Source organism: Leptospira kanakyensis (genome assembly GCF_004769235.1).
Lineage (GTDB): Bacteria > Spirochaetota > Leptospiria > Leptospirales > Leptospiraceae > Leptospira_A > Leptospira_A kanakyensis.
In genome coordinates this window covers 104,060-116,238 of the sequence record NZ_RQFG01000010.1, presented here as the reverse complement: position 1 = coordinate 116,238, position 12,179 = coordinate 104,060, and the positions used below count along the sequence as shown (strand labels likewise).

9 protein-coding genes are annotated in these 12,179 nt (G+C 34.5%); 1 reads left to right on the top strand and 8 read right to left on the bottom strand.

The window, feature by feature from the left end; translation table 11 throughout:
- Window positions 1-14 precede the first annotated feature (14 nt).
- Window positions 15-209 (bottom strand): hypothetical protein, encoded by a 195-nt coding sequence (locus EHQ16_RS08480; protein WP_244242003.1) that lies wholly within the window; start codon window positions 207-209, stop codon window positions 15-17.
- 117 nt (window positions 210-326) lie between these two features.
- Between EHQ16_RS08480 and EHQ16_RS08475 the strand changes: the two genes are divergently transcribed.
- A complete protein-coding gene (locus EHQ16_RS08475; protein WP_135631510.1) occupies window positions 327-788 on the top strand; it encodes a hypothetical protein in 462 nt (153 codons plus the stop codon).
- Between the two features lie 38 nt (window positions 789-826).
- Here EHQ16_RS08475 and EHQ16_RS08470 read toward each other — a convergent pair whose 3' ends face one another.
- The 7 genes from EHQ16_RS08470 to EHQ16_RS08440 form a co-directional block, all read right to left on the bottom strand.
- The gene (locus EHQ16_RS08470; RefSeq protein ID WP_135631508.1) at window positions 827-1,687 is read right to left on the bottom strand and encodes an AraC family transcriptional regulator; all 861 of its coding nucleotides are present in this window, start codon (window positions 1,685-1,687) and stop codon (window positions 827-829) included.
- 67 nt (window positions 1,688-1,754) lie between these two features.
- Window positions 1,755-2,147 carry a VOC family protein gene (locus EHQ16_RS08465; protein WP_135631506.1) on the bottom strand — a complete coding sequence of 131 codons (393 nt, stop codon included), beginning with the start codon at window positions 2,145-2,147 and terminating at the stop codon, window positions 1,755-1,757.
- A gap of 132 nt (window positions 2,148-2,279) precedes the next feature.
- The gene (locus EHQ16_RS08460) at window positions 2,280-3,119 is read right to left on the bottom strand and encodes a hypothetical protein (protein WP_135631505.1); all 840 of its coding nucleotides are present in this window, start codon (window positions 3,117-3,119) and stop codon (window positions 2,280-2,282) included.
- Window positions 3,120-3,198: 79 nt separating this feature from the next.
- A complete protein-coding gene (locus EHQ16_RS08455) occupies window positions 3,199-4,704 on the bottom strand; it encodes an LA_3751/LA_3752 family putative glycosyltransferase (RefSeq protein WP_244242002.1) in 1,506 nt (501 codons plus the stop codon).
- A 168-nt stretch (window positions 4,705-4,872) separates the two neighbouring features.
- A complete protein-coding gene (locus EHQ16_RS08450; protein ID WP_135631501.1) occupies window positions 4,873-7,902 on the bottom strand; it encodes a PAS domain-containing protein in 3,030 nt (1,009 codons plus the stop codon).
- Between the two features lie 170 nt (window positions 7,903-8,072).
- Window positions 8,073-9,851, bottom strand: coding sequence for a glycoside hydrolase family 15 protein (locus EHQ16_RS08445; RefSeq protein WP_135631499.1), 1,779 nt, complete (start codon window positions 9,849-9,851; stop codon window positions 8,073-8,075).
- Window positions 9,851-12,025: a bifunctional alpha,alpha-trehalose-phosphate synthase (UDP-forming)/trehalose-phosphatase gene (locus EHQ16_RS08440; RefSeq protein WP_135631497.1), complete on the bottom strand. Its 2,175-nt coding sequence runs from the start codon at window positions 12,023-12,025 to the stop codon at window positions 9,851-9,853. The genes EHQ16_RS08445 and EHQ16_RS08440 overlap by 1 nt, the downstream gene beginning before the upstream one ends.
- Window positions 12,026-12,179: the final 154 nt, after the last annotated feature.

Genomic DNA, 12,179 nt, shown 5'->3' with positions numbered 1-12,179 from the left:
AAAAAATGAAGATCTTACTTTAATGTTCGTAAAAACTTTTCCAACCACGGCCTTAAATCCTTTAACTCAGGTTTCTCATGTTTGAGTAACAATCGAAAGTATAAGGATCCGTATAGGATATCCATACAATCATCGATTTCGGAATCGGTTAGAGGTTTGATTTGTTTTGTTTGGATGGCGTGGTGAAAAAAAAAGTGAAAGTAGTTCAATTGCAGTGTAGGGGATTGTCACAGAAGTGTTGTTCGCCGTCAATTTTGATTCAGGAAAAACCAAATTACAATTGAGAAAAAGTCGACGATTCGAATTAACTCATATTAATAGTTTAAATGAATTCAAAATCGTTTCGCTTTTTTTTCAAGAATATTTTTGCCATATCAGTTTTGTTTTACGGCTGTATTGGCGATTTGTATTTTGATACACATAACGAAATGAATGGAGATAAGGTTTCCAGAGATGTCGCCGTACGACAGTTTTATGGTGCATTGTTAGTAAAACGTTCTCTCTGTCCGCAGTCGATTGATACTACTCTAACTAGCGCTGGTTATTATACTACCAATATAGGATCTGGATGTAGTGGATCATCTACCACTGACGAATCAAAGTACACTCTCAGAAGTTGTAAGTCGGTTTATAAATACGTTCATAAAAAGGATTTAACCGTATGTTTGAATGAAGTTTTATTTTTTCCTTGCGAGTCAGTTGCCAATGCATCAAGAGTGCTCCGACCCAATTTCCCCGTTTGTCGTGGTCTGTTCGGGCCAGGGCCTGAAACTCCATTGTCTATGTAATTTGTAAGTCACAGATTCTCCGAAAACTAAAAAGGATTTTATTCAATCGGAATATAAATATCTGTAATGCGTTTATTATCTTCCTTTTCAAAAGGATTCAGATAACACTCCCAAGGTGGTCTGTTTTTTAATTTGATTGGAGTTGTTTTGATATATTCATTTAAAATCCAATCGTAAATTTTTGGCAGCCCTTGGTAACTTCCCTCGTAACGAATTTGTAAATACTTTCCAGAAGGAATGGTTTGGATTCCAAATCCTTGAGGAAGTTTTTTTTGATTTGTTCCAATGGTAATGCCCAAATCAAATCGAATTTTTCCTTTCGGTGAAATGTCAGGATCATCTTGGCTAATCCCAATCCATTTATGATGGGACTGAGATGAATTCCAGTGATCAATCAAAGATTGGATTTGATTCACTTCCTTACTCCCAGTGATTGGTCCAGGTAGTTCTTCGTAAGTTCCAATATGGCGAACAAAAGCAATATAAAAGGACGAAATGTTTTTTTTCTGAAATCCAAATTTTGAAATTCCGTCTGGCAATGTTTGGTGAAATGATTTCGTTAATGGTTTTTTTGTTTGGTATTTTTTTCGGAATTCAGAAGGTGTAGAACCAATCACTCGTTTGAACGCTTTGGAAAAAGCTTCGTGTGATAAAAAACCAGCTTCCAAAGCAATTTCTATAATCGGAAAGTTTGTAATTTTTAATTCGTATGCAGCTTTTTCTAATCGTAACCTACGAATGTATTCCTTTACATTTTCGCCTTGGAAAGACTTAAACAACCGATGAAAATGCCAATCGCTATACCCAGTAAAAAATGCAATTTGATTCAGGCCAATGGTATCATCCAATTTTCCTTCTAATTGGTTCCAAACTGGATAGAGGTTGGGTGTTTGTGGCAATGGAAGTTTTCCTACTTAAGTATAAAACTAAGTTAAGAAAGTCCATAGACATTTGTCTTTCTAAATTTTAATTTGGATTTCTTTCTTGGACAATATCAATGCCGATTCCATTGGGATCAATCAAAGTGAAGTGGACGTCTCCCCATTCTTCCGTTGTGAGAGGAAGGTCTATCGGTGCGTTTTTTTGTTTTAATTCTGCAAATTCTTTTTCCACATCTTTTGATTCAAAGATAAACCAAATCCCTTTTCCTTGATAAGGAATTTGAAAATAAGATTTCCTCACCTGAGGTTGGTTAGGTTTCATGATTGCTATTTCCACTTCTGGCCTATTTGGCAAACATAATAGAACAAACCAATCTGATTCAAATTTTGTAATCAGTCCTAACCACTTTTCATAAAAGGTTTTTGTTTCGTTTAATTTTTCTGTAATGATACCTGTTTGGATTTGTTGGAATGCCATATTCTCTCCTTTTGATTGAATTTATTATACAGGAAATGAAATGGACGGATTGGATCGTTTTTGCTATTTTTTGGGGCGCAGCGCACAATGTGCGACCGCGCTCTTCGCTCCAATCTTTGCTTCGCAAAGGATTTACGCTACGATCCCTTGCGCTTCTTTGTGGAGCCGAAAAAAATACATTTCTACAAAAGCTTTGATCACAAGAGTAATGATGGGGCCAAACAATGGATATTTGATCATTAAAACAAGAACACCAAAGTAAAAGAATAAAAATCCAATATAAAATATAGGTGTGTATTCCCAAAAATCAGATGGTTGGTTTTCTTTACCAAACATAGTTCGAAATGCATTTGTCATCTTTTGGAATTGGTTGTGTTTCGGAATTTTTGGTGTACCTAAAGCAACCCAGGACCAAGAGTCTTTGTAGTTTTTATAAATTTGTGTTTTGAAAAATTCATAAATCTTGGGTACATAACGATAGAGTGTGAATAAAAAAATTCCCCAAATATAATATTGTTCTTTGGGTTCGAGTGAATTGTAGAGGGTTAAGAAATTAAAGTTTGTTTCCAATCCTCCTGTGGTGGCCACACTGAGAAATAATTCAATCATCATATAAAAGAAAAAATTAAAACCTATGAGTAAAGTAACGATACAAAGAAGGGCAATCATAAGGATCACACCAAAAAATGGAACAAAGATAAAATAGAAAATTTTCCCAATGATTGGTTCTGGGATATCCAAATCTAACAAACTCGATTCTTTGCCTTGTTGGATGGCTGCATATATAGCAGTTGAAATGAGTCGGAGCATTCCATACCCAAAAACAAAATACAATTCAGGATAAAGAGCGATCATGATATTTCTTGGTTCAGATGCAAAAATAAATAAACCAAAGAGGGGAGTCAGGTCTGCCAAAAAATCGGACCATTCTCTTTTTGTCCAAGGAAGTAAACTGAGTAAGAAATCCTGCATGGTGCACAGAGAATATAGATCAGTTTACCGATTTCAAATCAATTTTTTGCTTTTATCTTGTATTCCTCTGGAAAAAAAATTAGCGGTTGTCGATCTGGATACACCTCCTGGCGAGCACTCTAGAAGAACGTTCTTCTTTCTCGCAGTTGTAACCTGCTTCTTTTGAATCAAATAAGATAGCCGAAAATACATCTTTTTCTTCCGTATTGTATTTGGTTTCTTTTCCCACGGTCAAAACCATAAATTCTTTTGGAGCCATTTTGTTAATATTATCGTAAAAATATTTTACGACTTCTTTTCTCCGAATAGAAATTACTTTCTGATTTAATAGATCTAAACCAAAACTTCCGGATAATATTTCATTTGTGGTGACAATAAGCGGCGAATGGAATTGGGCCAATTCCGAACGTAATTTTTTTAGTTCCTTACTTGAAAGATAAAAAACAACCATGATCAGAGTTGTACAAACAAATGACCAGGTATAAAGTAATTTGAATAGAACTTTGTTGGTTTGTAATTCATCCATCTTTTCGTTTAAAAGAAAGGAGAGAGGGTATACTAAAACAAGTAAATATCTTCCGGTGAGAGTGATTCCGTCATTGGGCGAGGTAAAAGCTACAAAAAATAAAAATAAGATAACAATCGATAAATGGAATGTTATATTTAAGTTTTTAAGAATTTGAGTTTTTCGTAACTTGATGAAAAGATAAATAAAAATAGGAGTATGGAGAAAAAAACCTAAAGACCAGGCGGATTGTCTCGGGTAGGTAAATGCGATAGATAAAAAAATCTTAATTTGTTCGTAGAATTGTTTTTCAAACTTTCCGAAGTTGGTGAGATATCTTGTGCCAAGTGGATGGGAATAACTAACCGTATTCCAAATTAAAAATAGAACAATAAACAAGAAAAAAATAGAATACCTTTTCGGATGGATTGCTTCTATAAAAGATTGTTTTTTTACAAAATAATAAATTAGAAAAATTGTCGATTGTATGGAAATAAACAAAAGAATCCCTTCCAATCTAAGCCAAAGAGATAATCCGAGAAATATGTTTCCTAAAATCCAATTTTCTTTTTTATCGTCTAAAAAAGCTTTATATAAAAAAACATAACCATAACCAGAAAGAACTAAAAATAATCCATTCTCCGAAAAATCCACTAACAGTGGAAATGTGACGGTTCCGAATGCTACAAGAAGAACCACCGATGTTTTGATTCCGTTTTTGAATAATATTCTCAAAAATAGGGCAAAAAAAACAACATTGAAGTAAGGAAGAAAATTTAAGGGTAAAAAACCAAGTAAAGAATAGGGGAAAGTGAGTCCAATTGGATATTGTCCAATCAATCGTCCTTCATGTAAAAAAACAAATCCTTCATTGAGGGGACTCATTAAAAAAAGAGGATCAAAATCTTTAGCTGAATAAAGGATTCCTTCTGTAGACCAATTTTGATTCCAAAGCGAAATCACTTGAATCATTTTTACTAATGGGTCAGATAAATAGAATGTATCAACTCGAATTAGAATCTGTAAGGTAAGTAATAGAAGAGAAAGGATGATGGCGACGTTTTTAGGTTTTGTAGTCACAACTCGTATTTTTGTTTTCCTAGAAAAAAGGTAAATAAAAATTTGATCATCCTTACTGTGGATGGAAAAAATCTTTTTTTCGTTCGGCCAAAGTTTAGATTTAATCTCATAATTTGACGGTAGTTATACTTTAGATAAGTAAAATTAGAAATTTATTTGGAGAAAGTTCTAAATAGGAAGGAGAACTGTAAATGTTGTTTTCCCCGGTTTTGAGTTTACTTCTATATGTCCGTTATGTTTCAGAATGACCCGGCGAACAATATCTAAACCGAGACCACTCCCTTCTCCTAGTTCTTTCGTTGTAAAAAAAGGTTCAAATATCCTTTCTTTGATATCATCAGGAATCCCGCAGCCATTGTCTTCAATTGTCACTTCTATCAACGGTATGTGGTTGGTTGCAGATAGTTTTTCTTTCACATGAACAATGAGTTGGCCCTTGTAGTTCATGGCTTGAATGGCATTAAATACTAAGTTTGTCCAAACTTGTATGAGATCATCAGGGTAACAGTAAATAGGTGAAATGGATTCTGGGTAATCTCTGACCACTGTGATTCCATTTTTCATTTGGTTGTTATAAAGTGTTAAAACAGTTTCTATATTTGTAATGATGTCGGCTTTTACTTTTGCACCGAGTTTATCAAAGTGGGTAAAGTTTTTGAGTGCGTATAAGATTTTGGATACACGTTGTATTGATTCAAGTGTGGAATTCAAATATTGGGCTGCCTGGATATAGTCAATTCCGTAATTGAATAATTCTAAAAAGTCTTCTTCTTTTGCGAGAGATTCAATCATATAAAAAGAATCTTGGATTCCTAAATCGATGATTTCTTCTGCAATGACTTCGGAATGTTTGCAGCCAAGTTCGTTCAAATGAATTGTCAAACTTCGTTTTTGTTTTCTCGAAATAGAACCGTGTACGTGGTTTTTGGTATTAAAAGATTTTAAGAGCCAATCAAAGTAAATTTTTCTAATTTCGGGAGATTTTTGATTTAGGAAATGAATGATTTCGCTTTGTCTCGGGATTTGGTCTTTGATTTTATTTAAGATCAGTTCGCTAGATGCTTTGATCGCTCCGAGAGGATTATTGACTTCATGTGCAATTCCTGCGATCAATTGCCCGAGGGAAGCCATCTTTTCATTGAGAATGAGTTGTGATTGTGTGAGTTTTAATTCATCAAGAGCTTTTTCGAGTTCGATTTTTTGGGTGACGATGCGATCGTTTCTTTTTTGAATATCATCTAATGCCCGTTTTATGGATTCTGCTTCGTTGATAGATGTTAGATCAATAAAAGAAAGGAGGTATCTTCCTTCTCCTATTTCTTTTCGATTGATTTGAAGGGGAATCGAAACACCATCTTTTTTGTGTCCTTCCGCAGAAAATGTTTTTTCTTTAGAAGACAACCCCATCCAAAGAGGGTCGCCAATCAAACTAGAGATTGTGATTTCATGAAATGTTTCATAACCGAATAACTTTTGGAAAGCAAGGTTTGCATCGATGATTTTGTCTTCTTCGGTGATGACTATGGCTTCACTGGCAAAATTGTAAAAATTCCTAAATCTTTTTTCATTGGTCTCTATGGTTTTTAGAAATTCTACTTTTGCAGATACATTTTCCAACACACCAACTAGACGGCCTGGCTCCGAGAGGTTCGTAGACAAAAAGGCTCCTCTTTCTTCGATTGGAGTAAAACTTCCATCTTTTTTACGAATTCGGTAGTAGGCTCTGTAGGGAGTTCTTGTAGCTATGGATTCTTTGAGAGCCTGGATTGTATGCAAACGATCTTCTTCATGGAGTAGGTTTTCCCAACCATCGATATCAAATTGGTTAAATTCTTCTTTTCCATAACCTAATACAGATTTAATGGCGCCATCCCAAACAATTTTTCCAGTCCCTACATCGTAATCATAAATGATAAGTCCTGTTTGATCAGCAACTTCATGAAATCGGTTTTCGTTATCGAGAAGTTCAATTTTTTTCTTTTTAGAGTCGTCTATGTTTTCGATACTTCCTATGATTTTGATTTCTTGGTTGTGATCTAATATTGTTTTCCCTTGGATACGAACCCAAAATTTTGTTTTGACCATCATTTCTAATTCCAAGTCAAAGGGTTCGGAATTTAGTTCTGCTAGTTTGAATGCATCCGAAATGATTTGGCGATTTTCTGGTGTAAAAAATGCAATTAGATTTTCTTTGTTTGGTTTGTAGTGTTTTGGATCATTATCTAATAAAAAATATAAATCGGGAGTCCAAAACATTTCGTCCGTTTTTACCGTCCATTCCCAAACTCCTGATTTAGAAGTTCGACGAATTTCTTCTCCTAGTTCATTTTGTTTTTTTAGAGTGAGCTCGATGTTTTTGATACTTGTGATGTCTTGGGCAACACCTAATACTTCTGTAGGAACTCCATCGGCACTAAATGAAAAATTTGTTTCCCAAACACGAAGCCAGTGGATATTTCCATTTTTGTGAAAAACTCGAAAATCTATTTCATAGATCTCTGTATTTTTTTCTAATAACATTTTTTTTGCATGTTCTTCGATTTTTGGAACATCATCAGGATACAAAATGTTTTTAATTAAAAAATCAAAAGTTAAAATGGAGCCAACCTGATAACCTAACTGTGTTTCTAATGTATTGTTCAAATACAGGAACTCGTCTGTTGCCATAGATTGGATGTAAATGATTCCAGGAAGGGTTTGTGTTACTTTGGATAAAAGTTTTTCTTTTTGTTCTAGTTTTTTTTGAAGTTGTACAACTTGGTCTTTTTTTTGGATCACCGCTCTTGCGAAGGCTCCACCATTAGCAGTTGTGTAATTGTATAAACGTACTTCACAAAATACTTCTTCTGCTTTATTGTTTAAATGAACCCAATCAAACCTAATGTTTCCATGTTTGAATCCTTCGCTAATATAGTGTTTGGCGAGAGATTCCGACAATTGCCCGTTTGGTTGGTATTTTGGGCTGATATCCATAACTGATAGTTTTGTGAACTCTTCTTTACTGAATCCAAGTGTAGTTGTTAGTTTTGCATTGCAGTCAGTAAACAACCGGCTTTGGATGTCAAAAACAACGATGGCTTCTTCATCTTGTTCAAAAAAGGTTTTATAGGTATTTTGTTCTTTTTCTTCGAGGATTCTTTCCAGCTCAGTGATTTTCTGGATTGCCTCTTCTAAACTAATACCTTCATAAGTTTTCATAGGATTCTTGGATTTATAAATTTTTTTAGAATTTTTAGAATGATTCAAGACAAAATGAAGGGTAATGAGAGAAAAATAAAACTGATTCAAATGCCGTTTCGATCGTGAAACGAAATTTGTGTTGGGAATTTTAGATCATAAAATTAGGATTTCTACTATTTTTTAGGCAATTACCAGAACAAACTTTTAGACTTCTTTTCGGAAATTTTTTGTGCTGCATTCACGAGTCCAACATGACTATAGGTCTGAGGAAAATTACCCCACTGGCCACCTGTTTTCGATTCCAAGTCTTCACTAAATAATCCTAGCTGGTTAGAATGTTCGCAAACATAGTCAAATAATGCAATTGCTTCATTGACACGATCCATACAGGCGAGTGCTTCTATATACCAAAATGTACAAACTAAAAAAGTTGTTTCTGGTGTACCAAAATCATCTTGGTGAAGATACCGATACATAAATCCATTTTTTGATTTTAAAGAATTTTCAATCGCTTTGATATGAGATTTTGCTTTTTCTGTTTTTGGATCTAGGTAACCAAGAGTGATGAGTTGGAGTAAACTGGCATCCAAATCTTTTTTCCCTTGTGCTTGTGTATAACAACCGAGTTCTTCATCGTAACAAGCTTCTATATTTTTTTCAGCTTTTTTCATTAAAATTTCGGTTTTATTTACTATTTGATCCTGACCTAGTTGAAGAGCAATTTCTCTTGCTGCTTTTGCGCCTATCCAATGAAATAAAAACGTATAACAATGTTTTTGTGAAAAATTGCGAAATTCCCAAAGTCCAGCGTCTGGTTCATCCATGGTTAATTCAATTTGTTCTAAAATGTTTTTTACTAAGTTTAGATTATGGAATCTATTTTTTTCTGGGATCCGTTCATCTAAGTATAGGGGGAGTAAGGATAATAAAATTTGTCCATAAGCGTCATTTTGTTTGTGTGTATATGCAGAGTTGCCTATACGGACTGGGCCATTTTTTAAATATCCATCTAACTCTAAAATCTTTTCTTCTAGTAGGGATTCTCCAAATATACTATATAATGGTTGGAATCTTCCTTCTTTTGTAGGTGTTAGATTGCTAATGTATTGTGAATACCTTTCCAATTCTTCAAATTGACCGAGATTCGTGAGTGCGAGTAAAGTATAAAAACCATCACGTAACCAGCAGAAACGATAATCCCAATTGCGACCTGACTTAGGTGCTTCAGGCAAACTTGTAGTGGATGCCGCAATGATCGCTCCTGTTTCTTGGAACTGATGGAGTTTTAAACAAAGTGCAGAACGAATTTGTTGTTTTTGCGCAAAATTCGGAATCGTGCAGTGTTTGACCCAGTTTTGCCAGTAACTTTTTGTTTTTGTAAACTCTGATTCAATCCATTCATTCAAAATGATTTCTTCTGGAGCTGACTCAAATAGGCCAAGGTATAATGTTTGGTTTAATTGAAAATAGTTTCCTTTGATGATTTGGTTTACGGAAACATTTGCTAACAAATTTATTTTGAATTCAGATGATTCATATTGAATTAGATTTGATGTTACTTTTGGTAGTAAAATTTCATTCCCATAAGAATAGGTAAGATTGATTAAAATTTTAATTTTTATATTACCATCGAGAGGAATGATTTTCCGATATAAATTTCTTTTGTAGTGTAACACACCGTTTTTGTAATATCTCGGTGCAAAATCAACGACTGCAAAAGAACCTGTCTCAGTAACTATATCCGTACGAAGTATATTTGTATTTTCTAAATAGGATTGTGAATGTGAAAGAATCTTAGATTGAGGTATCAGTGAGAAGGAGCCACACCTCTCATCAATTAAATTACCAAAAATTGGAGAACTATCAAAATTAGGCCAACACAGCCAAACTATTTCTGCTTTAGTATTGATGTGGGCGATATAACTTCCATTGCCGATAATGCCAAGATTGTATTTATGTTGTTCCATTATTGTTCCTTTTTGAAATGGGAAATTAAATTTTGAATCCAACTGTGGACGTCTTCGGGATTTTTGAATCGATATTTCGCCATTGTTTCTGATTTCCCAATTTTAATAGTAAATGCAGATTCCGGTAATTCGCGAAACATGTCTTCGTCTGTTGTGTCATCGCCAAACACAAATAAGTTTAAATTAGATTGTGGAACAATTTTGGAAGCAGCTTTTCCTTTGCCGGTTCCGTATTCTCGGACTTCTATAATTTTATTGCCCCTCTGGACAAAAAATCCACTATTAGAAGAAATTTGAGATAACTCATCTAACATCTCTCTTGCAGCATTGAGGCCAATGTCAGGGTCTGCATTTCTAAAATGCCAAACTAAAGAAAATTCTTTTTCTTCGGTAAAGGAACCAGGAACTCTTTTAGTAAATTCATTTAAATGGTCTTTGATTTGTGATTTCCAATCTGCATTAGATGTAAATAAAGAGTTCCACTTGGATCCGTAAGGTGGTTTATGCCAAGCACCATGTTCGGCTACAAGATGAACTGGTAATGTTTTGAAAGTTTTTTCTAGAAACGACTTATCCCTGCCGCTGATGATCGCAATTGATAGATTTGAGATCTTTAACATTTCCATAAAAGAATTCAGTAGCTCCTGACTCGGAACAGCCAAATGTGGTAATGGTTCGAATGGAACCAATGTCCCATCGTAATCAAAAATAAGAAATATTGGTTTGTCTTTTGTTGGTAATAAAAATTCAGAATTTGGTGATACTGATTTTGTTTGGAATGCTAAATTCTTTTTAGAAGTATCTTCTGTATCTGAAAATATTCTTTTTGCCCAATCATTGACTGTGTTCTCTGAAAGGCGATTGATCATCACTTGGTTTCGAAAATGAATTTCTTTTTCATCCATTTCGATTGCTTCTTTAATTGAGTCTGCCATTCCAGATAAATCATTCGGGTTTACTAAAATAGCTTCTGGTAGTTCTGCTGATGCTCCGGCCATTTCGCTTAAGACCAACATCCCGTTTGTTTGGGAAACTAAGAATTCTTTTGCTACTAAGTTCATTCCATCGCGGAATGGAGTCACGAGCATAACTTGGGTATTTCTGTATAAAGGAACCAATTCCTCGAATGGGAATCCTTTGTATTGGTATAAAATGGGAGTCCAGTCTAGTGTTCCGAAACTTCCATTGATCGATCCTACTTTTTCGTCAATAGCTCTTTTCATGGACTGATAACTCGATACATCGGTTCTTGATGGAACAAGCACTAAAACTAACTTACATTTTTTGATCCATAATGGATTTTGTTTCAAAAATAATTCAAAAGCATTTAGCCTTTGTAATACACCTTTTGTGTAGTCTAGTCGATCTACGGAAAGAATTTGTTTGAGATCTTTGTGGTTTTTATTGAAGGTTGATGCTATGTCCCTACATTCCTTAGATTTTGCATAAACCGTAAATTGTTCTACATTGATCCCCATCGGAAAAGCACCAGTTTTTGTTATGTGGTTCTGGTGGTAAATAAATCCTCTTTCATTTTCTATTCCTAAACATCGTAATAACGTTCTTAAAAAATATTGTGTATAACTCTGTGTGTGAAATCCGATTAAATCGGATCCCAAAACTCCTGTTAAGATTTTGGTGCGAAACATTTCCGGTAATAAACGGAAAATTTCGAATGTAGGGAAGGGGATATGTAGAAAAAAAGAAAGTATAATATTGGGATATAAGTTTCTTAAGATGCCAGGTAATAAAAATAAATGGTAGTCATGCACCCAAACCCAATCTCCTGGTTGGTAAACTTTGGTCACTGCTTTTGCAAATTCGTTATTGGCTTCTTCGAAAGCATCAAAAGTGGCATCTAAATATTCGCAGTGTGCAGTGAAGTAATGAAATAAGGGCCAAATAGTTTTGTTGCAAAATCCATTATAAAAAGAATCAGCTAACTTCTGTTTTAAGAAAACGGGAACGGTGCCATGTTCCTTTTTCATGGCTTCCGCATAGGTTGGTTGTTCTTTTTCTGGTATGGATTTACCTGGCCAACCTACCCAAATAATTTCATTTCCTTCTGATTTCCAATGTGATAAAAAACTAGAAAGGCCAGTGGCTAAACCACCTACGTTAGGTGTCCCATCCCATTGGACTGGTAACCTGTTGGATACAAGTATCAATCTCATGTTACTATGAAAACATGTAAAAAGATCATTGCAAGGGATTTATGAGAAAAAAGTTCTCTCGTTTGTTTGTAAGTTGTTTACTATATGGTAGCGTTTTTAGATTTATATTTTAATTTTAAAAGATATCTAAACTTCTTAGACTGTATATGATACA

What these genes read in the sequence shown, in the direction of transcription:
- EHQ16_RS08475 (WP_135631510.1), top strand. Translation starts at nt 327, where the DNA reads ATGAATTCAAAATCGTTTCGCTTTTTTTTCAAGAATATTTTTGCCATA.
- EHQ16_RS08465 (WP_135631506.1), bottom strand. Translation starts at nt 2,147, where the DNA reads ATGGCATTCCAACAAATCCAAACAGGTATCATTACAGAAAAATTAAAC.
- EHQ16_RS08460 (WP_135631505.1), bottom strand. Translation starts at nt 3,119, where the DNA reads ATGCAGGATTTCTTACTCAGTTTACTTCCTTGGACAAAAAGAGAATGG.
- EHQ16_RS08450 (WP_135631501.1), bottom strand. Translation starts at nt 7,902, where the DNA reads ATGAAAACTTATGAAGGTATTAGTTTAGAAGAGGCAATCCAGAAAATC.
- EHQ16_RS08445 (WP_135631499.1), bottom strand. Translation starts at nt 9,851, where the DNA reads ATGGAACAACATAAATACAATCTTGGCATTATCGGCAATGGAAGTTAT.
- EHQ16_RS08440 (WP_135631497.1), bottom strand. Translation starts at nt 12,025, where the DNA reads ATGAGATTGATACTTGTATCCAACAGGTTACCAGTCCAATGGGATGGG.